This window comes from Paenibacillus sp. FSL H8-0259, from assembly GCF_037963255.1.
Taxonomy (GTDB): Bacteria; Bacillota; Bacilli; order Paenibacillales; family Paenibacillaceae; genus Paenibacillus_AQ; species Paenibacillus_AQ phytohabitans.
Map to the genome: position 1 here is coordinate 3,535,458 of NZ_CP150147.1, position 25,851 is coordinate 3,561,308.

The 25,851-nt window shown below is 50.1% G+C and carries 30 protein-coding genes; 19 read left to right on the plus strand and 11 right to left on the minus strand.

Annotation, left to right across the window (positions count from 1 at the left end; translation table 11 throughout):
* The first annotated feature begins 1 nt into the window (after nt 1).
* The 4 genes from mmsB (at nt 2) to NSU01_RS14870 (ending at nt 3,988) form a co-directional block, all read left to right on the plus strand.
* Nucleotides 2–1,165 carry a multiple monosaccharide ABC transporter permease gene (gene mmsB, locus NSU01_RS14855; protein ID WP_042136644.1) on the plus strand — a complete coding sequence of 388 codons (1,164 nt, stop codon included), beginning with the start codon at nt 2–4 and terminating at the stop codon, nt 1,163–1,165.
* A gap of 150 nt (nt 1,166–1,315) precedes the next feature.
* Nucleotides 1,316–1,984 carry a TraX family protein gene (locus tag NSU01_RS14860; protein WP_076245479.1) on the plus strand — a complete coding sequence of 223 codons (669 nt, stop codon included), beginning with the start codon at nt 1,316–1,318 and terminating at the stop codon, nt 1,982–1,984.
* Between the two features lie 93 nt (nt 1,985–2,077).
* Nucleotides 2,078–3,586, plus strand: coding sequence for a copper amine oxidase N-terminal domain-containing protein (locus tag NSU01_RS14865; protein ID WP_083705610.1), 1,509 nt, complete (start codon nt 2,078–2,080; stop codon nt 3,584–3,586).
* Between the two features lie 126 nt (nt 3,587–3,712).
* Complete coding sequence (locus NSU01_RS14870; RefSeq protein ID WP_042136647.1) at nt 3,713–3,988, plus strand: hypothetical protein; 276 nt, start codon at nt 3,713–3,715, stop codon at nt 3,986–3,988.
* 29 nt (nt 3,989–4,017) lie between these two features.
* Here NSU01_RS14870 and NSU01_RS14875 read toward each other — a convergent pair whose 3' ends face one another.
* Nucleotides 4,018–4,371: a DoxX family protein gene (locus tag NSU01_RS14875; protein WP_042136649.1), complete on the minus strand. Its 354-nt coding sequence runs from the start codon at nt 4,369–4,371 to the stop codon at nt 4,018–4,020.
* A 136-nt stretch (nt 4,372–4,507) separates the two neighbouring features.
* Here NSU01_RS14875 and NSU01_RS14880 point away from each other — a divergent pair, with 136 nt between their 5' ends.
* The 4 genes from NSU01_RS14880 to NSU01_RS14895 all read left to right on the plus strand — a co-directional run bounded on the left by NSU01_RS14880 (nt 4,508) and on the right by NSU01_RS14895 (nt 7,829).
* A complete protein-coding gene (locus NSU01_RS14880; protein WP_042136651.1) occupies nt 4,508–4,852 on the plus strand; it encodes a helix-turn-helix domain-containing protein in 345 nt (114 codons plus the stop codon).
* A 76-nt stretch (nt 4,853–4,928) separates the two neighbouring features.
* On the plus strand, nt 4,929–6,143 hold the full coding sequence (locus NSU01_RS14885; protein WP_042136652.1) for a chromate transporter: 1,215 nt from the start codon (nt 4,929–4,931) through the stop codon (nt 6,141–6,143).
* 278 nt (nt 6,144–6,421) lie between these two features.
* Nucleotides 6,422–7,351 (plus strand): phosphotransferase, encoded by a 930-nt coding sequence (locus tag NSU01_RS14890; RefSeq protein ID WP_076245547.1) that lies wholly within the window; start codon nt 6,422–6,424, stop codon nt 7,349–7,351.
* A gap of 103 nt (nt 7,352–7,454) precedes the next feature.
* The gene (locus NSU01_RS14895; protein WP_042136654.1) at nt 7,455–7,829 is read left to right on the plus strand and encodes a hypothetical protein; all 375 of its coding nucleotides are present in this window, start codon (nt 7,455–7,457) and stop codon (nt 7,827–7,829) included.
* A gap of 338 nt (nt 7,830–8,167) precedes the next feature.
* Here the strand turns inward: NSU01_RS14895 and NSU01_RS14900 are convergent, their stop codons facing one another.
* On the minus strand, nt 8,168–8,383 hold the full coding sequence (locus tag NSU01_RS14900; RefSeq protein WP_076245482.1) for a DNA-binding protein: 216 nt from the start codon (nt 8,381–8,383) through the stop codon (nt 8,168–8,170).
* A 29-nt stretch (nt 8,384–8,412) separates the two neighbouring features.
* Nucleotides 8,413–9,789, minus strand: a complete 1,377-nt coding sequence (locus NSU01_RS14905) for a metallophosphoesterase (protein ID WP_339303309.1) — start codon at nt 9,787–9,789, stop codon at nt 8,413–8,415.
* Between the two features lie 313 nt (nt 9,790–10,102).
* Here NSU01_RS14905 and NSU01_RS14910 point away from each other — a divergent pair, with 313 nt between their 5' ends.
* Both NSU01_RS14910 and NSU01_RS14915 read left to right on the plus strand, forming a co-directional pair.
* On the plus strand, nt 10,103–10,702 hold the full coding sequence (locus NSU01_RS14910; RefSeq protein WP_042136658.1) for a nitroreductase family protein: 600 nt from the start codon (nt 10,103–10,105) through the stop codon (nt 10,700–10,702).
* 79 nt (nt 10,703–10,781) lie between these two features.
* The gene (locus tag NSU01_RS14915) at nt 10,782–10,976 is read left to right on the plus strand and encodes a hypothetical protein (RefSeq protein ID WP_039298089.1); all 195 of its coding nucleotides are present in this window, start codon (nt 10,782–10,784) and stop codon (nt 10,974–10,976) included.
* Nucleotides 10,977–11,073: 97 nt separating this feature from the next.
* On the opposite strand, the gene NSU01_RS14920 is transcribed toward NSU01_RS14915, so the two are convergent.
* Both NSU01_RS14920 and NSU01_RS14925 read right to left on the minus strand, forming a co-directional pair.
* Nucleotides 11,074–12,318, minus strand: a complete 1,245-nt coding sequence (locus NSU01_RS14920; protein WP_076245485.1) for a peptidylprolyl isomerase — start codon at nt 12,316–12,318, stop codon at nt 11,074–11,076.
* 253 nt (nt 12,319–12,571) lie between these two features.
* Complete coding sequence (locus NSU01_RS14925) at nt 12,572–12,907, minus strand: LytTR family transcriptional regulator DNA-binding domain-containing protein (RefSeq protein ID WP_039298093.1); 336 nt, start codon at nt 12,905–12,907, stop codon at nt 12,572–12,574.
* 199 nt (nt 12,908–13,106) lie between these two features.
* Here NSU01_RS14925 and NSU01_RS14930 point away from each other — a divergent pair, with 199 nt between their 5' ends.
* Nucleotides 13,107–14,213: a lactonase family protein gene (locus NSU01_RS14930; protein ID WP_042136662.1), complete on the plus strand. Its 1,107-nt coding sequence runs from the start codon at nt 13,107–13,109 to the stop codon at nt 14,211–14,213.
* Nucleotides 14,214–14,370: 157 nt separating this feature from the next.
* Here the strand turns inward: NSU01_RS14930 and hfq are convergent, their stop codons facing one another.
* Nucleotides 14,371–14,592, minus strand: coding sequence for an RNA chaperone Hfq (hfq, locus tag NSU01_RS14935; protein ID WP_039298097.1), 222 nt, complete (start codon nt 14,590–14,592; stop codon nt 14,371–14,373).
* Between the two features lie 111 nt (nt 14,593–14,703).
* Between hfq and NSU01_RS14940 the strand changes: the two genes are divergently transcribed.
* Nucleotides 14,704–15,384, plus strand: a complete 681-nt coding sequence (locus tag NSU01_RS14940) for a phosphatase PAP2 family protein (protein ID WP_076245488.1) — start codon at nt 14,704–14,706, stop codon at nt 15,382–15,384.
* A gap of 32 nt (nt 15,385–15,416) precedes the next feature.
* Here the strand turns inward: NSU01_RS14940 and NSU01_RS14945 are convergent, their stop codons facing one another.
* Nucleotides 15,417–15,917, minus strand: a complete 501-nt coding sequence (locus tag NSU01_RS14945) for a hypothetical protein (protein ID WP_076245490.1) — start codon at nt 15,915–15,917, stop codon at nt 15,417–15,419.
* Nucleotides 15,918–16,145: 228 nt separating this feature from the next.
* Here NSU01_RS14945 and NSU01_RS14950 point away from each other — a divergent pair, with 228 nt between their 5' ends.
* Nucleotides 16,146–17,201, plus strand: a complete 1,056-nt coding sequence (locus NSU01_RS14950; protein ID WP_042136669.1) for an aromatic acid exporter family protein — start codon at nt 16,146–16,148, stop codon at nt 17,199–17,201.
* Nucleotides 17,202–17,439: 238 nt separating this feature from the next.
* Nucleotides 17,440–19,797: an RNA polymerase recycling motor HelD gene (gene helD, locus NSU01_RS14955; protein WP_042136671.1), complete on the plus strand. Its 2,358-nt coding sequence runs from the start codon at nt 17,440–17,442 to the stop codon at nt 19,795–19,797.
* A gap of 236 nt (nt 19,798–20,033) precedes the next feature.
* On the opposite strand, the gene NSU01_RS14960 is transcribed toward helD, so the two are convergent.
* From NSU01_RS14960 to fsa, 3 genes are all read right to left on the minus strand, one after another.
* Nucleotides 20,034–21,245: an MFS transporter gene (locus NSU01_RS14960; protein WP_076245492.1), complete on the minus strand. Its 1,212-nt coding sequence runs from the start codon at nt 21,243–21,245 to the stop codon at nt 20,034–20,036.
* 12 nt (nt 21,246–21,257) lie between these two features.
* Nucleotides 21,258–21,695, minus strand: coding sequence for a MarR family transcriptional regulator (locus tag NSU01_RS14965; protein WP_076245495.1), 438 nt, complete (start codon nt 21,693–21,695; stop codon nt 21,258–21,260).
* 148 nt (nt 21,696–21,843) lie between these two features.
* Nucleotides 21,844–22,491: a fructose-6-phosphate aldolase gene (gene fsa, locus NSU01_RS14970; RefSeq protein WP_039298111.1), complete on the minus strand. Its 648-nt coding sequence runs from the start codon at nt 22,489–22,491 to the stop codon at nt 21,844–21,846.
* A gap of 238 nt (nt 22,492–22,729) precedes the next feature.
* On the opposite strand from fsa, the gene NSU01_RS14975 reads away from it, so the two are divergent.
* Complete coding sequence (locus NSU01_RS14975; protein WP_042136677.1) at nt 22,730–23,173, plus strand: hypothetical protein; 444 nt, start codon at nt 22,730–22,732, stop codon at nt 23,171–23,173.
* On the plus strand, nt 23,157–23,711 hold the full coding sequence (locus NSU01_RS14980) for a macro domain-containing protein (RefSeq protein WP_076245498.1): 555 nt from the start codon (nt 23,157–23,159) through the stop codon (nt 23,709–23,711). Before NSU01_RS14975 ends, NSU01_RS14980 begins: the two co-directional genes overlap by 17 nt.
* Before the next feature lie 61 nt (nt 23,712–23,772).
* Here the strand turns inward: NSU01_RS14980 and NSU01_RS14985 are convergent, their stop codons facing one another.
* A complete protein-coding gene (locus NSU01_RS14985) occupies nt 23,773–23,970 on the minus strand; it encodes a hypothetical protein (protein WP_042136681.1) in 198 nt (65 codons plus the stop codon).
* 72 nt (nt 23,971–24,042) lie between these two features.
* On the opposite strand from NSU01_RS14985, the gene rpiA reads away from it, so the two are divergent.
* From rpiA to NSU01_RS15000, 3 genes are all read left to right on the plus strand, one after another.
* Nucleotides 24,043–24,723, plus strand: coding sequence for a ribose-5-phosphate isomerase RpiA (gene rpiA / locus NSU01_RS14990; RefSeq protein WP_179093556.1), 681 nt, complete (start codon nt 24,043–24,045; stop codon nt 24,721–24,723).
* Nucleotides 24,692–25,198: a VanZ family protein gene (locus NSU01_RS14995; protein ID WP_052421844.1), complete on the plus strand. Its 507-nt coding sequence runs from the start codon at nt 24,692–24,694 to the stop codon at nt 25,196–25,198. Before rpiA ends, NSU01_RS14995 begins: the two co-directional genes overlap by 32 nt.
* A 136-nt stretch (nt 25,199–25,334) precedes the next feature.
* Nucleotides 25,335–25,775: a GNAT family N-acetyltransferase gene (locus NSU01_RS15000; RefSeq protein WP_076245501.1), complete on the plus strand. Its 441-nt coding sequence runs from the start codon at nt 25,335–25,337 to the stop codon at nt 25,773–25,775.
* The last annotated feature ends 76 nt before the right edge of the window (nt 25,776–25,851 follow it).

Consider the following 25,851-nt stretch of genomic DNA (forward strand, 5'->3'; position numbering starts at 1 on the left):
CATGGGAGCCATTACTGAACTTTTCAAAAAGAATATCCGCCAATACGGCATGATTATTGCGTTGATCTTTATTTCTATTTTCTTTCAAATTATGACGGACGGCATTCTGCTGAAGCCGCTGAACGTAACCAATCTGATTCTGCAGAACAGCTACATTCTGGTGCTCGCCATCGGGATGGTACTCGTCATTATCACCGGGCACATTGATCTGTCAGTAGGTTCGGTGGCCGCCTTCATCGGCGCACTTTCGGCCATTATGATGGTCGATATGAAGATGAATCCTGTGCTAGCTGTGATTCTCTCGCTATTGATGGGCGCTCTGGTCGGTGCATGGCAGGGCTTCTGGGTCGCTTATATCAAAATCCCCGCGTTTATCGTCACCCTGGCAGGGATGCTGCTGTTCCGGGGCCTAACGATGATCGTGCTTAATGGACAATCCATTGCACCGTTTCCCAAGGCTTTTCAGAAGATCAGCTCGGGGTTCCTCCCCGATATTGCCGGCGGCAGTTCGCTGAATGTGCTGACCCTGGTCATCGGAGTCATCCTGTCCGTTCTGGTTGTCTATCAGGAATACCGCAGCCGCCAAATCACACTTAAATACGGCTTCGAACAATCCCCGGTGTGGATTTCGGTTGGCAAGGCGGCGGCACTGGTCATTGTAATCAACCTGTTCACTTATGTCATTGCCCAATATAACGGGATTCCGAACATCCTCGTCATTCTGCTGGTGCTGATCGCGATTTATTCATTCGTCATGAATCACATGACGATGGGCCGGCATATCTACGCACTTGGCGGCAACGAGAAGGCGGCAAGCCTCTCCGGGGTCAAAACCAAACGTGTCACCTTCTGGGTATTCGTTAACATGGGGGTGCTTGCCGCATTGTCCGGGCTCGTGTTCGCTGCACGGCTCAACTCGGCTACACCCAAAGCCGGCACCAACTTCGAGCTGGATGCCATCGCCGCCTGCTTCATCGGCGGAGCATCCGCTTCCGGCGGGATCGGGACCGTGGTCGGCGCAATCATCGGCGGTCTGGTCATGGGGGTTATGAATAACGGGATGTCGCTCGTCGGCCTCGGCGTAGACTGGCAGCAGGGCATTAAAGGTCTGGTGCTGCTGCTGGCAGTAGGTTTTGATATTTATAATAAGTCGAAGACAGCTTAGGCTTGAATTACCGCCAGAATTGCTCCCAGGCAGGGAGCATTCTGGTTTTTTGACATAAAGATCCCATGCAACACTTGCAGCATCCCGCCCGGCCATGGATAATAGCATCTAAGGCGTAAACTAATACATAACTGTGACAGGAGGCCACAGATGCAGATTATTGCCATGCTGACCATGCTGATCGACCACATCGGCTATATTTTTTTCCCGGGCGAGCTTGCCTGGAGGGTAGTGGGGAGAATTGCTTTTCCGATTTACTGCTACGCGCTGGTGCAAGGGCATATACATACTTCATCGAGACCCCGCTATCTGCGGCGGCTGCTGGTGATCGCCCTGCTTGCCCAGATTCCGTATAATTTGGCGCTGGACCCCGGCGGATGGAATGTGGTGTTCACCCTCCTGCTGTCTGCTGCCGTGCTGACGCTGCTCGATAAGCTGCCGAAGCTGTGGTACGGGATTCCGGTAATTATCCTTGCGGTGCTGCTCATGGATATTCTGCCGCTGGATTATAATGCGTACGGGCTGCTTCTGGTGCTGATTTTCCGTTATTCCCGCTCGTATTGGCTTGTGCTGGCACATTTTGCACTGAACGTATTCTATTTGTTCTATTATAACTGGCTGGTGCAGATGGCCAGTATAGTCCCTACCATCCTCATTGCGCTGACTCCGGGCTTCTGGATATTACTGGAGCGGAAACGGCTGCCGCGCTGGGTCTGGTGGTCATTTTATCCCGCACATTTAGCGGTACTTGCGTTGGTAAAGATTCTCTTTTTCCAAGATTGGGTATCTATAGAGTGGCGGAGTTTATTTACCCTATGAAGGGGGAATAGAATCTGACCTCTACATTTACAAATCCTTCCTCCTTTGAGATGATGGATACGTTACCACATTATGAGCTAGAGGAGACATGCTATGAAGAAAATGAAAGCAAGAACCAAATGGATAGTGCCGTTTCTCGCACTGCTGCTGATCCTGGCAGGCTGCCAAACCGTCGGCGGATTTGATGTCAACAAGGCATTGCTCGGGGATCTCGATGTGAAGTCCTCAGAATCAAGTACGACGCTTAGCTTAAGCGCTGTTCCTGCAGTAGGCATCCGTGCGGAGGATCAAGAGATTGTCGATCTTATTAATTCATTATCCCTTACGCTTGGAAATGTGAAGCTGCAGGACAACGGCAATGTCTCGGCATCGGGAATTCTAGGGTATAAGCAATCCAAAATTCCTTTCTCCTTCTTCATGGATCAGGCGAATATTGTCTTTACCGCTGAAGGAGCCAAGCAACCGTTCTACTTCCCGATTCAGGGATATGAAGACACACTCGGTATAGAAGGTCTGGATCAGACGAAGACACTGGAGCTCTCCAAGCTGATCTCCCAGTTCGTGGTGAAGAACCTGCCGAATCCTGGAGCAATTACGGTTGCCTCGGTATCGGAAACTGTATATGGCCAGCAGACGAGCTTGACGAAGCTACATACCGAAATTAATGGTGAAGAGCTTCCGGTGCTGCTGAAGAGCTTCCTGAGATCGATCTCCAAAGACACTGAAGGCTTCACTGCCCTGATCAGCGGCCTCTATGATTATCTGTATCCGCTACTTGAGGCTTCAGGTGAAGATCTGAACAGTCTCGGCTTTGGAGAGATTCCGCTGGATGACAAAGAAGGCGTAGTTACTGTAGCGCATGATGCTGCCAAGCTGGCAGTGGATGCTCTACTGCTGGTCTACGACAAGCAGCTCGAGAATCTCTATGAGAGCACTCCTGAACTGAAGACTGTTCTCGGCAAAGATACGAAGCTGACCGTGGACCTGTTCGTGGACAGCGGCTTCCATGTCCGTAAGCAGAACATTGATCTTAAGGTTGCTCTTCCGGCCAGTGAAGATCTGCCGCTGCAGAGTATCAATGTGAAGCTGGTTTCGGAGACCTGGAACGTGAATGGTCCTGTAACTGCTGATCCGATCAGCACAACCGGCGGCATTGATTTCTCCTCAGCGCAGCTTACTCCGGGTGAGACGCTGAGAAGCTTTGAACAGGGTTCTGCGGTCTACAACCTGCTCAAGGATGATATGGGGATTACGTCCAAGAGCCTGATGATGGCACCGGATGATGATTATTATTATCCTATCGTGGACAACGGCACCACTTATGTTCCGCTGCGCTATATTGCAGAGGACCTGGATGCTTCTGTTGAGTGGGATGCGGCTAATCGCGCGATTAATGTAACCGATGATGTCTACGGCGATCTGCTGGTATTCAAAATCGGCTCCGCACAGGCACAGATTGCCGGCGCTACCGTTAAGCTTCCACAGCCTGTATTCGTGGATGAATACGGAGATGCTTATGTGCCGCTGCGTGTTCTGGCACAAGGTCTACATGCTACCGTTGAAGTGGATGAAGACGGATATATCTGGATTGACCGTCCGTAAGGTTTAAAGAGGTAAGCATGAAGCCGGAACCCCTAAGAAATTAGGTGGTTCCGGTTTTTTTTATATTCAGGTATAGTGAAATTAAAGAAAAGGATAAAATTTCAGATAAATGAAAGGGCGGCTAGCATGCAGCGGATCATTCTAATCTACAAACAATTCTTAACAGAACCACTGTGGTTTAAGATTCTTATTATTACCACATTGCTTGCGGCCGTTATATTTAGCAGCTCCTCTTTTCCGCAAAATGGTTATTATCAGCTTACCTCTAAATTAGCAGCAGCAATCTTTTTTACAGCCTATGGCGTTAATTTCCGTTCAAACACCCGGGTTTCTGCTGTTTTTTTTGTAATGGCGGCGGTTTGCGTTTTTCTGTCCTGGAATATCTGGATGGATCATCTGTAAGCTGAGTAGGACTATCTTGACTTTCTCGTTCAGAACCGTCCAGCCGCGACAATTAGAGCCAACACGATAAAGAAGATGTTCACGCCGATCTCCCGGTATTCCTTGCGTCTGATATGAAAAAGGGCGCCGCACAGGACAGTCACTGCAAGGGCTGCTGCGGCAGCCGGCGTTAACACAGGTACAATATTCAGCGCATAAGGAAGTATCAATCCAAGTGCGCCCAATAGTTCGGCTACCCCTATAAAGACCACTAATGCCTTGGGAACATCCGATACCCATCCCCAGGATTTTTTCGCCTGCCCGTACCGAAAGGCCTTAAGCCAGCCCGAATATACAAAACCTGCTGCTGCAATTCCCTGTACAATCCATAATGCAGTATTCATAAATGACTCCTCCTGATACGTTTTTGCTGTCTGTTACTGGTATAATAGCCCCAATGAAGCGATACGCGAAAGTAGGCACTTTTAATAAACATAGTTAAGAATAAGTAACCATACGCAGGATAAGGAGCTGGAGGCTATGGAATCGTATTGTAAGTTTGAATCGGCACTGGACATTCTGATCGGGAAATGGAAGCCTGTTATTCTGCTGCAGCTAATGAACAAAGGCACCATGCGATTCGGAGAACTGCAGAAATCCATTCCGGATATTAACAAGAAGATGCTCACCCAGCAGTTAAGGGAGTTAGAGTATAACGATATCGTTCACCGTGAAGTGTACAATCAGATCCCGCCAAAGGTTGAATATTCAATCTCGGAATATGGGAAAGGATTAAGTTCTGTGCTGCAGGTATTGAATGATTGGGGAGTTTCTCATATTGAGCATATGAAGAAGCTGTATGGTGTGGACCGTTCAGGGAGTTAAGCGGACGCAAGGAAATGCTGGATACTCTAATCAGTAAAGTTTAGCTGTGCAGTTCAAAATCAAGGGGGCAATGTAAATGCAGACGGATGAGCAGAGGGTACCGGAAGATATTCAGAAGGGGAGAGCGGGGGCTCTTCTTGAAGTACTGCTTGTATCTGCTAAACTGGGTCTTACTTCGTTTGGAGGACCGATCGCTCACCTGGGTTACTTTCACAATGAGTATATACGCCGCCGGAAATGGATGGATGAACGGAGCTACGCTGATCTGGTAGCTCTTTGCCAGTTTCTCCCTGGTCCGGCGAGCAGCCAGGTTGGTATCGGTATCGGTGTTGTAAGAGCAGGTTTGCTGGGAGGGGTTGTTGCGTGGCTAGGCTTTACTTTACCTTCTGTCATTGCGCTGGTTGCCTTTGCCTTTTTGCTTCAAGGATATGATATAGGCAGTGCAGGCTGGATTCATGGACTGAAGATCGTTGCTGTGGCGGTTGTTGCCCATGCTATTCTTGGAATGGGGCAAAAGCTGACACCTGACCGGGAAAGAGTAACCATCGCTGTTATTGGAGCAGCTGTTACATTGTCCTGGCAGACAGCCTACAGCCAGGTACTTACAATTGCTGCAGCTGGCATAGTTGGGGTTTGGCTTTATCGCAAAAAAACTGCGGAAGGCACAGCAAACCTTCACGTTTCAATCAGCCGAACCTTTGCTATTCTCTGTTTACTATTATTTTTTGGTCTCTTAGTAGCTCTCCCTTTATTAAGAGGAACTGCAGAGACCGGAGGGTTGGCGATATTTGACAGCTTTTATCGTTCCGGTTCTTTGGTATTCGGCGGCGGACATGTTGTGCTTCCGCTTCTGGAAAGAGAAGTAGTTCCTTCAGGCTGGGTTAGCCAAGCAGATTTCCTGGCGGGGTACGGAGCCACGCAAGCAGTTCCGGGTCCGTTGTTCACTTTTGCAAGTTACCTTGGGGCCCTGACCGGAGGTGTTACCGGGGCAATCGTTGCCACGTCCGCCATCTTCCTGCCGGCCTTTCTTCTCGTAGTCGGCGCACTTCCTTTTTGGAACAGCTTAAGAAAAAACCTGAAAATTCAGGGAGCCCTGGCCGGAATTAATGCAGCTGTTGTTGGGTTATTACTTGCTGCCTTGTATGATCCCCTGTGGACTTCTGCTATTGTGGAGCCGATGGATTTCGCGCTGGCCGCCATTCTATTTATTATGCTGGTTTTCTGGAAGCTTCCGCCTTGGGTAGTCGTTGTAGCTGGTTCAGCGGGCGGAATGTTACTTGGAGTATATTAGTCAGCGGGGAGATTAGCACATGAGCACTCAAACCGAACAGGGGCTATATCCGGGAAAATACAGCAAATACAAAACAGTCTCTGGAATGATTCCAGAGACTGTTTTGTATGCCGATTTTATTCAAGACCTAATTCAACATAATAACAGAAACGAAAGAAACAGTCTATATTTTTTCCGGAAAATATAATACAGTGGGGTAGCCGGCAATAAATGAAGAAGCGGAGTGTTGTTCCTTGGAAAATTATTGTCATCTCGATCCTGCTGCCTTACAGGCGTATGTGGAGAAGGTCTTTGGCACAAGTTATTGTGTTGCAATGGTTACAAAGATGCATGGAGGCGCGCAAAAGGTGGTCTATAAGATAGACTGCACTAATGGATTTTCCTGCGTTCTGTATGTGTGGGATATTACGATGAATTATTTTCAGGAAGAAATTGTGAATCAGAATACGAATGTGCAATCCTACGGCAGTGAACAATTTGAGATAAACAACAGATACTTACTAGAACAATCTATCCGGACGCCTGCCCTCTATGATATGAATAAGGACAGGAATCCTTATGATTTTGATTATGCGCTTGTTGAGTATGTAACCGGGCAAGCTGCCGAGGCCTATTTCAATCATTCTGATTCCAGGGTTAAGGATACTATCTTCCAACGCCTGGGAGACATGATTACGGGCATGCATGCGGGGGAAAGCGATATCTACGGGAAGCCGGATCAAACAGAGCGAAGTTCGGGACAATGTCATCTTATCCAATTGCAAAATGCTATAATCCAGTTGTCATATGCCTCTGAATATATTGATGTTATCCGCAGGAATCAGGGTAAGCTGCTCGATATGCTGTACAAACTTGAATCAAGAGTAGAACGCAGAAGCCGTTATGGATATATCCATGGAGAGCTCGGTCCTAACCATGTGCTGGTTACGGATCAGCTTGAACCCTGTTTGATTGATATTGAAGGAGCCGGATTCTACGATATTGAGCACGAGCACAGTTTTATGGAATTCCGTTTTGGTGATTTCTACCGGTATCTGAAGAATGATAATCTCGATGTAAACAGGAAGCTGTTCTATCAATATCATCATCATCTTTCGTTGATCTCGGCTGGCTTAAAGCTGGTCCAGAGAGGTTATCCGGATCAGCAGACTGCAAAGGGAATCTCTGATTATCATACCAGACGTGCTTTGCAGTTTATAGAATCTTGAGGGGAATCAAAGATGTAACCGCGAAATAAAAAATACTGCGGACTTCAGAAAGAAAGTCTCTCTCCACGATGTGGATGAGAGACTTCTGTTAGGAGTTTAGAACATGGACAAAGCTAAAAGGGAACTTTTAATGAATATCTGCCTCATCTCGCCAGTGTTAAGTGTGTTATACGGCATAATGGTCACGGGCATCGATAATTCATTAGTGTCTGAGACCACATATATCAGTGGCCCCGGCGGATTCGTCGTGTTTGTGCTGTTCTTTTTAATTCTATACCCTCTGCATATCCTGCTTAGTATTTTTCAATTTGCAGTCATCAGATTTGCCGGGGAATCGCTGGTAAAGCGGCTTGTTATCTCCAATGCAACGGGGCTTGGGGTTGTCGGAGCCATCTATTATATTACACAAGAAATTGAAGCGCTCTGCCTGATTTTCTCTCTGGCGGTTTTCTCTGTGGCAGCGCTTATAAGTAAATGAAGAATTCAAGCAGGCGGTACGGAGCGCATGGCAGATAACTGTATTCTGTACAATTAAAAGACGGCGAAAACCCGGATGTACAGGAATAACTGTATTCTGTACAATTAAAATTGAGCAAAATATTCTTCTTCGGCAAAAAAAGAATTATATAAGTGTACAGAGTGCAATTAAAACTCCTTCTGAGGCATGTGGGCAAGCTTTAGTTGTACAAAATACAGTTAAAGCTGGCTCATGTCTCAAGCTAAGCCAGTACAACATAACAGCGGCAGCTCAGGACTTCATCCCGTCCATGGCTGCCGCTGTTTGATGTATCACGTTGAGCGTCACACTACACCAGCTTACTTGGCAAAATCAAGCCCTTTGTCTGCAAGCGCCTGCCGGAGGATACGGATGCCCTTAGGACCCATACCGTGCAGCTTCAGCAGCTCTGCTTCTGTAATTGTGGTTAGCTGCTCCAGGTTTACAATACCGGCTCCGGCCAGCGCCCGGTGCGCCGGCTTGGAGATGATCTCAGGCAGGCTGCTGCCTGGCGGGGATTCATGAGTATCTGTCACTAAGCATGCTCCTCTCAAAATAATGTCGGTTACTGTGTAGTCAGAACCATCTCCAGCGATACATTGCTCTGTTCTGAATGCTCGGCCATACTGCGGATATACCCGGACATGAATCCGCCCTCCATACTCTCCCACAGCTTGTATCCCGGCATGGCTTGGATCTCGTCCAGTGAGTCAGCGGCGGTGCCGGCGAAATATTTCACGTTCAGCTTGGACATGACCTCGGCCATTGACTGCTTCTGAGCTTCTGTAAAGGTGCTATCCTTCAGTCTGGTCATTGCCTTCTCATAAGATTCACCTGCAAAGGTATCTTCAGCATACGATTTGAAGTTCAGCAGATGAGGATCGGTAATATCCTTCGCTTGAGCCCAGCCCTCCACGTCGACTGCGGCCGTATTATAGGTAAAAGCACGGGAGACCGGATCAAACGTCATCGCGCCGTACTGATGGGGATTAACCGCCATTGCGCTTGTAGCAATATCGTATACAGGCATGGCCGGATCAATAGAATCCTCGGCAGGGTCCCGGCGGATATCCTGCATATGGATATGCCCGGATAAGACCAGATTGAGGCCATCCTTGCGGAGCGTCTTCATGGTTTCCTGGCTGTTGTTAAGCTTGAAGCCGGATACCGCCATGGAGGTGTGGCTTAACAGGTTATGATGCATTACAGTAATGATCGAGGCATGCTCCTGTGCGGCCAGCTTCACATTCTCATCCATCCACGACAAGGTTGAAGGTAAGATCCGCCCGTCCGTCTGCGGAAAATTATATTCTTCATTATGCGCATACTGGGCGCTGTCAATCATCAGAAGCCAGAGGCCTGGGGCGGCCTTAACCACATAGCTTAGGCTGTCAGCATCCCGGGATAGCGCCTCATGGTAACCGAAATCCTCATAGGTCGCGAGGAAATCCTCCACATTAATATGATCTGCAACTACCTGCTTGTCACCGTCAAAGGATCTGGCCCAAGGGTTATTGATATCGTGGTTGCCGGGAATAACATATACGCTGGTGCCCATTGCCTCAATCCGGTGCAGCTTCGCGGCTAACTCTTTATGGCTGCTTGCTTCACCATTGTTGGTGAGATCGCCGCTGAGAATGAGGAATTCAGGTTTCTTCTGTTCCACATCATAGACAAGAGCCTCAGTTAATTCATCACTGTAGGGAAGCATCTTACCGTCTCCGCCTGTGACATAGGTCTGGAAGGCTTGGCCGCCATCCTCAAGCGCTTTATCCAGATAATGTGTATCGGTAGCGACCCAGAAGGACACAGGTGCAGTGGAATCTATAGCTGTCTCAGGTTCTGTAACCGCGGCCGCTGCATTTAATGATGTCGAAGCTGTGTCTCTGCAGCCGCTTAGAATCAAGGCAGAACTTAGCAGCATTAATAATGTGAATTTCATTGTTCGTTTAGTTCCATCCTTAAAAGGGGAGCTCATAAATGACCTTCTTTCTGCACTTTTGCTGAATCATTGTAGCGTATTTATTGACAGGTTGTATATACGAAAAGTTAGTGCCATGTTTCTAAACGTGAAGATCAGCTTATAGAAAATAGTGGAAGGCGCATAATTACTGCGAATACAGCGACACTAAGAGCTGATATATAAGCATAAGTAAGCAGACAGGAAAAAGTTGTGAATAAGAGTTGTATTCCGGTAGGAAAAGTGTTAAGATTTATAAAAGTAAGTTACTTAATTAAATGGAGGTAGTTATTTTATGTCTAAGAACTTTTTCGAAGCGGTAAAAGGCAGACGTTCCGTATATGCAATCAGCAAAGAATCCCCAATCTCTGATGAACAGATCCAGAAGATCGTTGAAGAGGCAGTATTACATAGCCCGACTTCCTTCAACTCCCAGAGCTCCAGAGCCGTGGTCCTGCTGGGTGAACAACATGATAAACTGTGGGATATCACTGCAGAAACCTTGCGTAAAATCGTTCCGACTGAACAATTCGAAGGCACTGCCCAGAAATTAGCTTCTTTCAAAGCCGGTTACGGCTCCGTGCTCTTCTTCGAAGACCAGGCGGTGGTGAAGCATCTTCAGGAGAACTTCGCGCTGTATGCAGAGAATTTCCCGATCTGGGCCAACCAGTCCTCAGGAATTCTGCAGTTCGTAGTGTGGACAGCATTCGCAGAACAGGGTCTGGGCGCTTCGCTTCAGCATTACAATCCGCTGATTGACGATGAAGTCAAAGAAACATTCGGTATTCCGGCAGAGTGGAAGCTGATTGCACAGCTGCCGTTCGGTACCATTGTAACCCCTCCGGGAGAGAAAGAATTCCAGCCGATTGAAGAGCGTGTGAAAGTCATTAAATAAGGAAACATTACAATAAGTGGTTTAGAACCTCCCTGATCCGGCTAAGTATGAGTATAGTCAGATCAAGGAGGTTTTTGTTATGCCATGGAATAAAGGAGACTATCCGGATTCTCTGAAGAACTTCACTGCACCTGTGCGCAACAAGGCTGTGGAAATTGCCAATGCGCTGCTTGAGGATGGTTATGAGGAGGGGCGGGCGATTGCCATTGCAACCGCACAGGCCAAGGAGTGGGGCGAGAATCACGACAAACAGATCCGTAAAAAGAATCATTGACGGCTGCGTCCGGGCCTAAGGCCGGACAAGCAAAGAGGACAGGCGGGAATCCGCCTGTCCTCTTTAGGTATGTGTGTATTATGCAGGAATGAATAGATTACTTGGCTGGAGCTTCTGTTGCAGCAGCAGCAGGGTCTGCACTGGCATCTGGTGCGGCAGATGCTGCCGGAGTAGCGGATGCATCAGGAGTATCGGTCAAAGTATTAGTGATGGTGGCATTCTTGGTCAAATCAGCCAGCCAGGTAGAAGACATTTCCGAGACTTTTTGCGCTTTCAGAGTCTTGGTGATTTCCTCTTTTTTCTCAGCAAGCGTGTATTCATGTGCTTCTTTACGGTCAGTAACCTTGATAATGTGGTAACCGTAATCGGTCTTCACAGCACCGCTGGTTTCACCAACCTTCATGTTGAAGGCCGCATCGGAGAATTCAGCAACCATATCGGCACGTTTGAAGAAGTCGAGGTCTCCGCCTTTGTCTTTGGAACCGGTATCTGCAGATTTCTCTTTAGCGAGTGTGGCGAAGTCTGCTCCGTCTTTCAGCTGTTTGACGATGGCATCAGCTTCTTCTTTGGTTTCAACGAGGATGTGTGAAGCGCGAACTTCTTCTTCCTGATTGAAGGTAGCTTTGTTCTCATCGTAGTATTTGGAGATGTCCTCATCCGTAATGGTAACCTTCGGTTCAACCAGCTTGCGGATCTCAACCTGCAAAGGCATTTGCTTCTTCAGGTCATCCAGAGTCATGGAGCTCTGCTGCAGAGCAGAATTCAGGGCTTCCTCACCGCCGAACTGGGTGGTCAGATCTGCGATCTCCTGGTTAATGTCTTCATCGGTTACGGTAATGTTGGCTTTCTTCGCTTCCTGATCCACGAGAGTGGTAGTAATCAGGTTCTGCAGCGTGGATTCGCCGCCTGCTTCAACCAATTTATCGTAAAGCTGTGCTTTCGTGATATCCGTTCCGTTAACGGTAGCAACAGCGATCTTGCTGTCGTCTTTCTTGAAAGGCTGCACAATCAGGACTACAATTAATGCCGCTGCCAATATGATGGAGGCGATCATCCAGCCTTTGCCGCCTGCAGGTGCTGCCGGCTTCGAAGGAGGAGTACCGTCGCCTACCTTGTTCATCACGGGAACGCTTTCTTCAATTTTCGGAGAGTGCACGCTGCTGGAGCTTTCTGTTGCAGCTTGTACAGGTTCTGCCGGAATAATTACTTCAGCCTGAGGTTCAGATACGGCCTCGGCACGTTCAATTCCATCTTCCGGGGTAACTACAGAAGTGTCGTTCTCTTCCGGCGGCGTTCCGCCGTTTTCAAGCTGTCCATTTTCGTTGAAATCTTTTTTGTCCATTATAATTAATGACTCCCTTCAATATAGGTGGTGCCTGTCTTTCTACAACTTTACCAGAAAACAGAATTCCAAACCTTAAGAAAGTATAAAAAAGCATAATAACTTTTTAATATTCCATTAAGAAACAGGAAAAAGCCGGAGCAGCAATAGGTTTCCCCATGCGCGCTCCGGCCAGATGAGAGAGACATTGAATGCGTAAAAATAATTCTGTGCTGTATTCTACGGATTAGCAGGCAACGGATATGTATCCGCCTCAGGAGCTAAGTCCTCTCAGCAGATGGCGGATGCTTTCCTGTTTGCGTCTGGGAACGCGTACAGATTTCGCATACAAGCCCATTTCACCGAAATAGATACAGTCATCTTCGATGGAGCTGATCTTGTTCAGGTTAACGTAGCAGCCCCCGTACACATGATAATAGCTGTTACTCGACAATAAGCGGTTCAGTTGCTCGGCAGTCATTCTCTTTTTAATGTTGTAGTTTCTGCCGTGAAAAATGACAAGGTCATGGTCCCCGACCTTAAAGAACAGAATGTCTGTCTCCACCTCGAAGTCCTCATATACATTTCTGGCTTCCAGCAGGCTGCTCATTCGTGTTCCCCCTTTATACATAATTAACATTGATGTTAGCGCTTTCATTATAGCATACTCTTTTTGCTTTGAGAAGTCTTATTTTTGAAATGTTTTTTGTCATTTTTTCCGTTGCATTTGTCATACCTCACGAAAAACTGTAAATTATATAGATGGCTGATATGCATCCATAACCACAAGTTGGAGGAGGATTACCCAGATGAATGAGAATACGAAGCTGCTGTTGTTTACCGGCTCTTATGCAACGGCTGAGGAGAGCGGAGTTCAGGTGTTTGCTTTTGACGGTGAAGCCGGAGGTACACTTGAGAGGCTGGATACAGCTGATGGCATAACGAACCCGACGTTCGTAAATGTGGACCCTTCCGGGCTGAAGCTGTATGCGATTGGCGAGAAGCCAAGTGGGGAGGGCGGCAAAGAGGGAGAGATTGTAACCTTCGCGATTGAGCCGAAGACCGGCAAGCTGACTGAATTGAAGCGGACTCCGACGATGCCTGCCGCAGGCACGGGTCAAACCACGACCTGTAATATCAATAGAGATGCTGAAAGCGAACATATTGTAGTATGCAGCTATCACGGGGGAACGGTAGGACTGCTTACCCTGGATGCAGACGGGATACCCGAAGCCCTGACGGATATTGCAGTACATACCGGACATAGTGATCTTCCGGGCCACGACCGGCCGCATCCGCATTCGGCCATCTTCAGTCCGGATGAGCGCTTCCTGTTTGTGTCTGATCTGGGGCTGGATCTGATCCGGACCTACCGGATTAACAAAGAAGCGAAGAAGCTTGAAGCGCTTGGAGATACTGTACTGCATGAAGGAGCGGGACCACGCCATTTCGTGTTCCATCCGGATGGCAAATCCGCTTATGTGATCAATGAGCTGGATTCCACCGTAACTTCCTTCCTATATGATGCTGATGCAGGGACTCTGCAGACGGCATTTACGGTATCGACACTTCCGGAAGGTTACCCGTCAGAGAATAACAGCTGTGCCGAAATTGCATTTTCCAAGGATGGCAGATATCTGTACGGCTCTAACCGCGGTCACGACAGTATTGTGGTCTACGCTGTAAATCCGGCATCGGCTGAGCTTACATTGGTGGAGCATGTATCCACAAGAGGGGGGCATCCGCGCCACTTCACGGTCACGCCGGACGGAGCCTATCTGATTGTAGCCAACCGGGACGGCAATAATCTGGTGGTCTTCTCACTGGATGCTGCCGGCGGGCGGTTAACCTTCACAGGAAATACGGCGGAATTGTCCAAGCCGGTCTGTGTAATGCCTGCAGTATTTGCCGGATAATTATTTCGGACCGGTTACTAACTGCAAAGTGTAATGCTTGTCCTGCCAGGCAACAATGGCAAAAGGAACACCGGAATGGCTTGCTCCGGTGTTCCTTTTGAATTCGGGACGGTTAATTTGTAGGTGTTAGGCCCAGAGATGCGCCGGGCGGGACTGCTTATTTGAGTGAGACGGGCTTCAGCGGCACTACCGTGGAGACTGCCGATTTGAAGAGTACGTTCTGTCTGCCGTCACCTTGACCCTGCAAGGTGATAGTATAAGCGTCATAAGAGGTTACGAGTCCCTGCATTTTGACTCCGTTAGTTGTAAAAATGGTCACGGGCACTTTTGTTGAGATACACTGGTTCAACAATCGTTCCTGTAATTTTAGACTTTCCACTTTGGCAGCACTCCATCTTTAGTATGAATTAACTTCTTAGGCAATTATAACACGGGAGAGACTCTTCCAGGAAATCTGTCATCAGGCGCGGAAATAGACAAGGGGGTAGTTATGCTTTATTATCATTACTGGTCCGGCGGATTTCGCCGTTTTATATGGTTTTTGCTGGGATTTATCCTGATCGCTGTATTGGTGAAGCAGGGCGGAGCTGCAGGCTTTGACCGTGCCGTTATACATATCGTGCAATCTGTGGAATCGCCGCCGCTCACTGCGCTGGCCAAAAGCTTATCGCTCGTCGGCTCCTCGAGGCTGGCTATCGGGATTTCGCTGCTGACTATGACTATATTATTCTTCGCCTTGAAGCACCGGATGGAGCTGGCTTTGTTTCTGTGGGTAGGCTTAGGCTCGCAATTGCTGAATACACTGCTGAAGCTGTGGTTCCACCGCGAACGTCCCACTATACACAGACTCATTGAACAGGCCGGGTACAGCTTTCCGAGCGGACATTCTATGGCTGCCTTCTCTTTATACGGAGTGATTGCCTATCTTCTCTGGAGGCATATGCACAACAGACGTGAGCGATTCATCCTGATTCTGTTCACCGTGCTGATGACCGGCGGGATCGGCTGGAGCCGGATTTATCTGGGCGTGCATTATCCCAGTGATGTGATCGGCGGCTACGCAGCCAGCGGCGCATGGCTCATGCTGTCTGCCGCCTGCTTCGAGGCTTACCGGAACTCCAAGGAGCGCAAAGGGGGAGGCCCGCACGGCAAAAAGGATGCCCGCAAATAATCTGCAGGGCATCCGCATCATTGACTGGTGCTTTAGCGTGTCTTCGGCGCAGCAGGCTGCTGTGAAGGCTTGGCCTGATGAAACTGAGCCGCACGGCTAAGGCTCAGCTTGATCATTACGGGCAGCCCGGCCTTCAGCTTGTCGGCGTCCTCTTTCGTAATCCGGCCGTCCTTGACCGACTCGTCGACCTTGAGGCTGGCGGCTTCACTCAGCTTCTGGATGTACTGATCTTCGCTCCAGCCCTTTTTCTCCTGGGCGAGGGCAGAGAGTGTCTTGCCTGCCTTCAGGCTGTCAATGAGCTCTGAACGGTCCATCTCAAGCAGCTTAGCCGTTTCATTGATGATGAAATGGCCTCCGGCCCGGAAGTTCTTGTTCCCGCCGTGAGGATGCCCATGCTCCCTGCCGGCGTGTATGGAATCCGGTGCGGAAGTGGCTGTGCCGGTAGACGGATTCTCCGCAAAAGCGGCAGCCGGTGCCATAGTGAGCATTACGGCTGCAGTGAATGCAGTAATTCTTTGGATAGGGTTGTTCATGATTCACCTCTTCTGAGTTGTATGTTGGCTGACATGTACCCAGTATTCCCCGAAAGCTGAAAGAATCCTTAAACCCGGCTTAAGCCATACTAAAATTCGCCAGCGTGCTTCATGGGTAATAATGTGTGTGCAATTATTAGAGATTTACCGAATACCTTCAGGATATACATAAATTTTTATTCACAGCATCTATATTGAAATAGATCAAGCTCTTTAGGAGGGATGGATTTGGCTTTTGGTGCCCGCATACTCAAAACAGGAATGGCAGTCACGCTCGCACTTTATCTGTCCGTTCTATTTAATTTCGCCTCCCCTGTCGGTGCGGCTATAGCAGCAATTTTTGCAATGCAGCCATCCATATACAGATCATGGAGGTATTTCCTCGATCAGATTCAGACCAGCACCATGGGAGCTGTGATAGCACTGCTGGGCGGAATGCTGCTGTCCAATGAACCGATTGCGGTCGGGCTGGTATGTATTCTGGTGATTATGATCAGCATGAAAATGAACCGCGCTGATACAATCGGCCTGACGCTGGTTACCGTAATCTCCGTAATGGAGGCTTCCGGGCAGTGGCAATTTGCGCTCACCCGTTTTCTGCTGACGCTGACCGGTATTCTGTCGGCATTCATTATTAATATCGCTGTCTTTCCGCCGAAGCCGCGCAAGCAGTACATCCAGCAGATTGAGAATGTGTTCACCAGCCTGTCGCTGCTGCTAAGGACTGCGGTATCGCATGAAATGAAGGAAAGTGTATTCCGGGATGAGAAGAACGCTCTGGAGGGTTCCATTAAGGCATTGGCTGACAAGTATGCATTGTTCGAAGAGGAGCAGAAGCAGCTAAGAAGGGCGAAATACAGTCAGACAAGGCAGATGGTGGTGTATAAGAATCTGCTCAATTCTCTGCAGAAGGGGTTTCAGGTGCTGGAGGCTATAGACCGGCATTACTTCCAGGCCGAGCGGACAGAACGTACCGATGAGCTGTTTGACCGGCATCTGGAGCAACTGATTAAATATCATGAGTACATCCTGCTGAAATTCGAGGATAAGCTGAAGCCGGGTGCGAATGATTCTGAACTTCTGGCAGAGGACAACGACCGATTTCTGGAGGCGGCCATCCACGGATATGATCCTGAGAAATCCGGGCAGCTGCGGTTGTCCGTGGTGGCAGCGGCAATATATGATTACGGCTATCAGCTGGATCGTCTGGATAGGGTGGCTGATCAGATTAACCGGATGAACACGGACGAGAAGGACACTGCCGATATGACGGGAAAAATATAAAGAACAAAAAAAATCCGGTCCCAGAGGGACCGGATGAATATATACATCATAGGGTTATGTATTGCGTGAAGCAATTCTTATCTTAGAAATAAATTGTGCCGGAAACTTGTAAAAGCGCTAAAGAGTTGGTAATATAAAAAGATATCAAATAAAGCCTAATTCAAAAAAACATAGTTATTCAATTTAATTATAACATGTAGAATTATGAATGTCAACCTTCTGAAGGGGATGAAATGCATTGGATAAACATGATCACGAGTGGCAAGAGGAGCAGGAGCGGGTAACCGGAATTACCAGGCAGTTATCTACCCACATCCGGCTGCTGTCGGAGGAGCTTGGACTCCACCGTACGGATGTCGTGGATATGCGTAAGGACTTCTGGGAAGAAGTTACCGTGAACTTCAGCAGTCCTGACGATCTGGGCGAGACCTCAACAAGCCTGCGGCAGCAGGCGCAGATCCTGAACGAACGCGAACGCCATCATCTGCAGTCCAGTAAAGCACTCAAAAAATATAAAAAGCTGGTCGTATCCCCCTACTTTGGCCGGATTGATTTCTCGGAATCAGCTGATGCTGCGGCAGATAAAATCTATCTGGGCATCGGTTCACTGATGGAGGATAACGGAACCTTCCTGATCTACGACTGGCGGGCCCCGATATCGAGCCTGTATTATGACGGTGCGCCGGGTCCGGCGTCCTATGACACGCCGGGCGGACTAATTACGGGGAACATGGAGCTCAAACGCCAGTTTGTAATCGATAATGGAGAGATCGAAGTGATGTTCGATACCGGCGTAACGATCGGCGATGAGCTGCTTCAGCAGGTGCTGAGCCACAGCGCCGATGACCGGATGAAGAGCATTGTTGCGACCATCCAGAAGGAGCAGAATGCGGTGATCCGCAACGACAGAAGCCGGATGCTGGTTGTGCAGGGTGCGGCCGGAAGCGGCAAGACCTCAGCGGCGCTGCAGCGGGTAGCTTACCTGCTCTACAAATACCGCGAGGTGCTGCAGGCAGACCAGATGCTGCTCTTTTCACCAAACCCGCTGTTTAACAGCTATGTATCCACCGTTCTGCCTGAACTCGGTGAAGAGAACATGCAGCAGACCACCTTCCAGATGTATCTGGAGCACCGGCTCGGACAGGAGTTTCAGCTGGAGGATGTGTTCAATCAGACGGAGAGCCTGCTGAATGCGCCGGATGGGCCGGAAGCGTCCATACGCAGAGCAGGGATCACCTATAAATCCTCCGTATCGTTCCTGGATGTCATCCGGCGGTATGTAAACCTGCTGGAGCACGAAGGCATGATGTTCAAGCCGCTGATGTTCCAGGGGCGTGCGGTTGTCGGCAAGGAAGAGATGGAGCGCCAGTTCTATAGCTATGACCCGGGTATCAAGCTGGCTAACCGGATCGAACTGATGACCGGCTGGCTGCTCAAAAGAATAGCAGCATTTAGCATTGAGGAACGCAGTGCATCATGGGTCGATGACCAGATTGAGCTTATGGACAACAGCGACTATCAGCGTGCTTATAATATGATGCGCCGCAAGGGCGGAGGGCATAATGATAGCTTTGATGATTTTGAAACGGAGAAAATCATGCTCGCCCGTTATATCGTCAGCCAGCGCCTCAAGCCGCTGCGCGGCTGGACCAAACGCGGACGGTTCGTTGATGTGAAGGGGCTGTACAGCCGGCTGTTTACCGACCGGGAGTTAATGGACAGCCTGAACAGCAGCCAGGTTCTGCCTGATGTATGGGATGACATCTGCAGCTTCACGCTGGCTACCATTGCCGGGAACGAACTGGCCTACGAAGACGCGACACCATTTCTGTATTTGAAGGAGCTCAGTCAGGGCTTCCGCACCAATACACTGATCCGTCATGTGATCGTCGATGAAGTGCAGGATTATTCGCCGTTCCAGCTGGAATTCATGCGCCGGCTCTTTCCGCGGGCCAAAATGACTGTGCTGGGCGATCTCAACCAGGCCATCTATGCGCAAGGTGAGGTGCTGGGGGATTTGGCCGGGCTGGTCAGCATCTATGGCGAAGAGAACACGGAAGTGATCTCATTGACCCGCAGCTACCGCTCTACCTATGAGATTGTCGAGTTTACACGGGCGATGATTCCCGGAGGGGAGAAAATCGTACCGTTTAACCGGCGCGGCGAGGAGCCTTTGCTGACAGTCGTGGACAGTGAAGACGACCTGCTGGCCTCGGTGGAGCAGGATGTGCTGAGTCTGCATGCACAGGGCTATCATTATGTAGCTGTTATCTGCAAAACAGCGGAAGAAAGTGCACGGGTGCATAATGAACTGCAGAGCAGGCTGCCGGTTAGGCTGGTTACCAAGGAAACGCCTAATTTTCAAAAGGGCACTCTGGTGCTGCCCGCCTATCTGGCTAAAGGCGTGGAGTTCGATGCCGTAATTATCTACGATGGCTCCGCAGAGAAATATGGCCGTGAGCATGAACGCAAGCTTTTCTATACCGCCTGTACCCGGGCGATGCATCTGCTTCATATCTACAGCCTGGGTCAGCCTAATCCGTTCCTTCCGGCTGCGGTGCGCGAGACTGTATCGGCAGGAGCTTTACAGGACTGAGAGCAATGGATTGTCTGCAGAACCGTCTACGCGTGTAAACGCCGGGCGGTTTTTTTGACGCTGGCGAATATCAGACTCCAGAACCAACCACAATAACCACAATAAAAGGTGTTGTAAACGATGAGTGCCGCCCTGTACAGCAGCATTGGATTCACCGGAGTGGCACTTGGACCGCCGATGGTTCGCTGCTGCTGATGTCATGGGGGCATTGGAAGGTATTTGAACTATAGCGTGGGTTACGTGTGGCTGATCACTTCCTGTGCAGGGGAGTGGCGTCTTCTGCTGCGCTGTGATGCATAGACGAAGAGGTAGATTACGAGCAGCAGGACAGGTGCGATTATAGAATATCTGTACATAACCGCATAGCTTGTATATAAGGCAATTGCACCAAGCAGCAAGGTGCCGATGGCGACTCCGAGATCAAGGGAGTTAAAGAACATGCCGTTAGCCAGCCCGCGCTGGCGCGGTTCTACGGATTGGATCATCCAGGTCTGGAGTGCAGGCTGCATCGACCCGAAGCCGAAGCCGTAACATAGGGCGGCTGGGAACAGGGCAGCTGTCGTTGATGCAAAAGAGAGCAGCAGCAAACCGCCGGCGATAAACAGGCTTCCCGGGATAAGCAGTGCTGCCGGGCCAAAGCGGTCATAAATCTTGCCGGACAGCGGACGGATAATCACAATCGACACGGCATTGAACAGGAAGAAGTAGGCTACGTGGGGCAGGCTCTTCTCAGCTCCGAAGAGCGCCAGGAAGCCAATCAGTCCGCCATAGGAGATGGATAACAGGAAGTTAAGGAGGCAGGGAAGAAACAGCCTGCGGTACGCCCCGCCCCCGGAGGCAGCAACGGGTACTCCTGCGGGCTCTTTGTGCTGCGGGGGCAAGGTCTTGGCCAGGCGGTAGCCCAGCGGGAAGATAATGGCCAGCGCAGCTCCTGCGCCGAGGAGCAGGGAGCCAAAGCCGGGTCCCTGCAGCAGGCTGAGCCCGATCAGCGGACCGGCGGACATTGCCAGACTGGTGGACAGCCCGAAATAGCCCATGCCTTCACCCATCCGGCGGACAGGAATTACGTCGGATGCCATAGTCGGAAAGGCAGTACTGGCCATTCCGAAGCCAACGCCGAATAACATCCGGAGCAGCAGCAGGGCAGCGATACTGCCTGCAAAGTAATAGCCGGCTACGGCCGCGAGTGAAACGGACAGTCCGAGGAAGATCAGCAGATTACGGCCGCCCTTCTCCATGGCTTTGGCCGAGAATAGACGGGAAGCGATAGCGCTGAGTGCGAACAGGCTGGTTACGAGGCTGACCTGCACGGAAGTTGCATGCAGTGTGCCTTCCGCATACGCCGGAAGGGTGGATAAGGTCATCTGCAGGCCGGTGAACAGCAGCAGATTGCATAGGGTGAGAGTAATGAAGGACTTGGTCCATAGACGTTCTGTTGAATTGCTCAAAGGTGTGTGCTCCTATTCTTGATGGTTAGTGTTGTGGTAGATCAGCTCCAGCATGCTGCGGAGCTCTTCAAGCTGCTGCGGATTCAGCCCGGTCACAGCAGTATTAATGGTCTGCTGCTCCAGCCCGAGCGTATTTCCGATTAGCGACTGCCCTTCTTCTGTGGCGTAGAGCTGAAAAGCCCTGCGGTCACCGGGATTCATGGACTTGCTGATGAATCCTTTCTTGAGCAGGAGCTCAACGATCCGTGCAGTGGTCGGCTGGTCCTTGGCGGCAGCAGCGGCTACCTCCTTCTGGCTGATCCCGCTGCGGTCACAGATCATGAGCAGGACCGACCATTGCTCGGGAGTAATATCATAAGGCTTCAGAGCCCTGGCAAAGCCGGTGGTAATCCTGCGGTGGGTGGAGCCCAGCAGGAAACCGAGAAATTGCTGCGGAGAAGAATGCGGCATAAAAAAATGCTCCTTCGAAAAATTAGTTGTTATGACAATTATAATTACAACAAGCAAATTGGTCAAGGCATTTGCGGGACGCCAAATAACAAAAAGCCCCGCTCCGCGTTTCGCGGAAGGGGGCTTAAACTAATAAACCTTTATGATTTTAAACTTGCGGCACTTTCTCCCAATCCTTCAGGAAACGCTCAATACCGTTGTCTGTCAGCGGGTGCTTCCAGAGGGAAGGCAAGAGTGAACCCGGGATGGTAGCAATATGAGCGCCGGCAATAGCTGCTTGCTCTACGTGGGCGATATTGCGGATGCTGGCTGCAATGATTTCGGATTTCAGGCCATAGTTAGTGAGAATGGTCTTCAGATCCTTGATCAGCTTCATGCCGTCAACACCGATATCGTCCAGACGTCCGACGAACGGGCTGATATAAGTAGCTCCCGCTTTGGCTGCCATGAGGCCTTGAGCAGCGGAGAATACGAGCGTAACGTTAGTTTTGATGCCTTTCTTGGTCAGTTCATAACAAGCTTCAAGACCATCTTCAGTCATTGGCAGCTTGATTACGACGTTCGGAGCCCATTCAGCGATTTCGTAAGCTTCCTTAAGCATTTCTTCCGCTGTGAGACCGATAACTTCGGCGCTGACCGGACCGGGTACAATCGCCACGATCTCTTGGATAACATCTTTAAACAATCTGCCTTCCTTGGCGATCAGCGACGGGTTCGTCGTTACGCCATCCACTAATCCGAGGCGGGTAATACGTTTGATTTCCTCAATATTTCCGGTATCCAAGAAAAATTTCATTTCCAGGTATCCTCCCTTGATTTCGTATGGATTGACAAATCAGTTTGCTCCACTTCATTATGAGACATGCCACGGGAAGTTTCAACTGTTAATTTGAATATCTCAAAATAACTTTATAGATGAAACGCTTAAATAAACATTTCTTGCCTCCGGGCCATTCACGGCAGACTTCTCTACATGATAATATAGAAACGGTATTGTCCATTTCATGCGATTGGCGGTGAAGGGAATATTTACTTTGATTGGAAGTGTGGTGCTGTTTCTGCTGTTCGCCGCCGGAATTATTGCCTTTCAGAACAGCAGAATGCTTGCTGAACGGGAGAATGATTCATCCAGAGCCTATACCGGCCATTTGATGTATTCTGTATATCATCAGACTTTCTCTCCGAATGAGGAGTTGCCGGAAGCAGTCCCTTTGTTTCAATTCACGCTGTTTGACGGGGCGGACAGAGAGTCCTTCATCACGCATGCGCTGTGCAGGGTTGCTGCCGGACGGGGCGAGATGGTGTTGTCCGACGCGCAGAATTATATGCTCAGCAATCTCCGCCAGGCCGCGATGCAGGGAGTCCGGTTTGAACATTTATCTTTTCCGGGCAAGGCTGTCCGCAGGGGGGAGAAGGAATTGATTAAAGCGCTGGAGACTGCGGCGAAACAGGAGGCCGAACATGCAAATCACAGTTAACAATGTAGTGATTTCAGTAAGTGAAGGCGATATTACCGCCTGGCAGGGTGAGATGATTGTGAACGCATCCAACTCAGGCCTCTACGGGGGCGGGGGAGTGGACGGTGCGATTCACCGGGCAGGCGGCCCCCGGATTGCGGAAGAATGCGCTGTAATCCGGCAGAAGCAAGGCGGGATACTCCCGGGACAAGCCGCGGTAACCACAGCAGGTCTTCTCCCGTTCCGGGGAGTCATTCATACCGTAGGACCGATTTGGAAAGGGGGCGCTGCAGGCGAGACGGCTATTTTATCCCAATGTTACAGCAGCAGCCTCAGTCTGGCATGCTCTTACGGGGCACGGAGTGTCGCCTTTCCGAACATCAGTACAGGAATCTATAACTTCCCCAAAGAGCTGGCCTGCAAGACGGCGCTGGATTCAGTCGTGACTTATGTGCGTGAACGGACATCAGCGGAGCTCCCGCTGCAGCGGATTGAATTTATCTGCTTTGAACATGACAATGTCATACTATATGAGGCCATGCTCAAAGATTATAGCTGAGCTGACAGTGTAGGCCTGCCTGCTGATCTGTTCGGGCTTACATATTGTCCTTAACTACCCGTTAGGCGTGATATTTACCCGTGGGTGCGTTCAGTACCCATTCGAGCATCATCATCATATCTTCCAGCCGGGTCAGTTGGGCATTCAGCGCTGCCCGCTGCGGATCTTCGGCAGACAAGGGTGCCAGACGCGACTCCAGAGATCTGCGCTGAAGCGTCAATTCGTTGATTTTGGATTGAATCTGATTTTCGGTTCTCATCCGGAATCCTCCTGGTGTGCATTATTGTACTTGGTTCATTATAACGGATAACATGGGGGTAATAAAATGAGTATCAATGTTAAGCAGCTGGCAGCAGAGAAAGCCGTCGAGTACGTACAGGACGGAATGAAGGTAGGACTGGGTACAGGTTCTACGGCTTACTGGGCCATCCGCAAGCTGGGTGAACGTGTTAGTGAAGGGTTGAAGATCACGGCAGTGGCTACTTCGCAGGCTTCGGAGGATCAGGCCCGTGAGCTGGGAATTCCGCTGGTTGCCTTTGGCGAGGTGGATTCTCTGGATCTGACCATTGACGGTGCGGATGAGCTTGATGGTGCACTGCAGCTGATCAAAGGGGGCGGCGGCGCGCTTCTCCGCGAGAAGATTGTTGCGATGGGCAGCACCCGTATGATTGTGGTCGCAGATGAGAGCAAGGCCGTGACCACACTTGGAAAATTCCCTTTGCCGGTTGAGATCGTGCCGTTTGCCTGGGAGTGGACTGTCGCTGACCTGGCCAAGCTTGGCTGTAAGCCGGAGCTGCGCCGCAGCGGCGGTGAGCTGTATAAGACGGATAACGGCAACTATATTGCCGACTGCCGCTTCGAGGCTATTGACTCGGCTGCTGATCTGGCGCTTGCCCTCCAGCGTATTCCGGGAGTCGTGGAGCACGGGCTGTTCATCGGCATTGCCGATATGGCAGTGATCGGCAAGAATGACGGCACCATTGAAATCATTGAAGGTGAGAGCAATCTCTAACACGCGTAAACACCGCCGGAAAGGAAAACCGGCGGCAAATAGACAGAAGCTGCCCCCGGGGCGGCGGATACTGGCCTGGCTGCTGCTACTCATATACAGTGCAGTGCTGATCTACTGGATGTTTCTCGGCTTTGGACGGACGCTTCAGACAGAGGGGCCGCTGCGCTACAATCTGGAGCCGCTGCGCACCATGCGTCTGTATTTTGATATGAGTAACGGAGTGTCTTACTCGGGGCGGCTGGTTAACCTGCTGGGAAATGTGGCCGTGTTTGTGCCTTTTGGCATCCTGCTGCCTCTGGTTAGCACCGCTTACCGCTCATTGCTGCGGTTAACGCTAGTATCCGTTCTATGTATAATAGTGCTTGAGCTGATGCAAATGCTGCTGCGGGCGGGCAGCCTGGATATTGATGATCTGCTGCTTAACCTGCTGGGGGTATGGGCGGGATATGCACTGCTGCGGCTGGTGCGGGGATAGGCGGAGTCTGCTCTGAACCTTTGATCTCACCGGCAACAGGAGAACATTCCCCACTTAAGCATGTGCTTTCGAAGCAGGCTTGCAGGAAGGCGCTTAATGGTAGGAAGTGCTAAACAAACTTTTAGGAGGTCAAATAATGTTGATTGATTTGAAGCCGCTTGTCGGAACCCCTGAGGTGAACGAACTGCTGGCTTATGCGGTTATAGATGATCCGGATGCGCTGGAGCGCACTTCGGCAGAATACCGGGAGCAAACGGCACTGCAGCTATGCGGCTGGGAGGAGGAGGGGCTGCTGCTCGGCCTCACCGGCTTTGAAGAGACTGAGGACGGATCGCTGGATATCCGCCATATTGCAGTGCTGCCGGAGAACCGGGGCAAGGGCTATGCGCGGGGGATGATTCTGGAGCTGGTGACGACCCGTCAGCCGCGTTATCTGGTGGCGGAGACCGAAGATGAGATTGCCGCGGATTTCTACCGCAGCCTTGGATTTATGGTATACAGCCTGGGCGAGAACGCAGCCGGAATCGAAATGTTCCGCTGTGTGTACGAGGTTGAAGAGACCGAGGACGAGGAGTAAAGCGGAAGGCTGGCCTCAACGTAACAGAACATTACTGACAGATTATAGGGGAAGAGATCAGCCATTCAGCACTTTA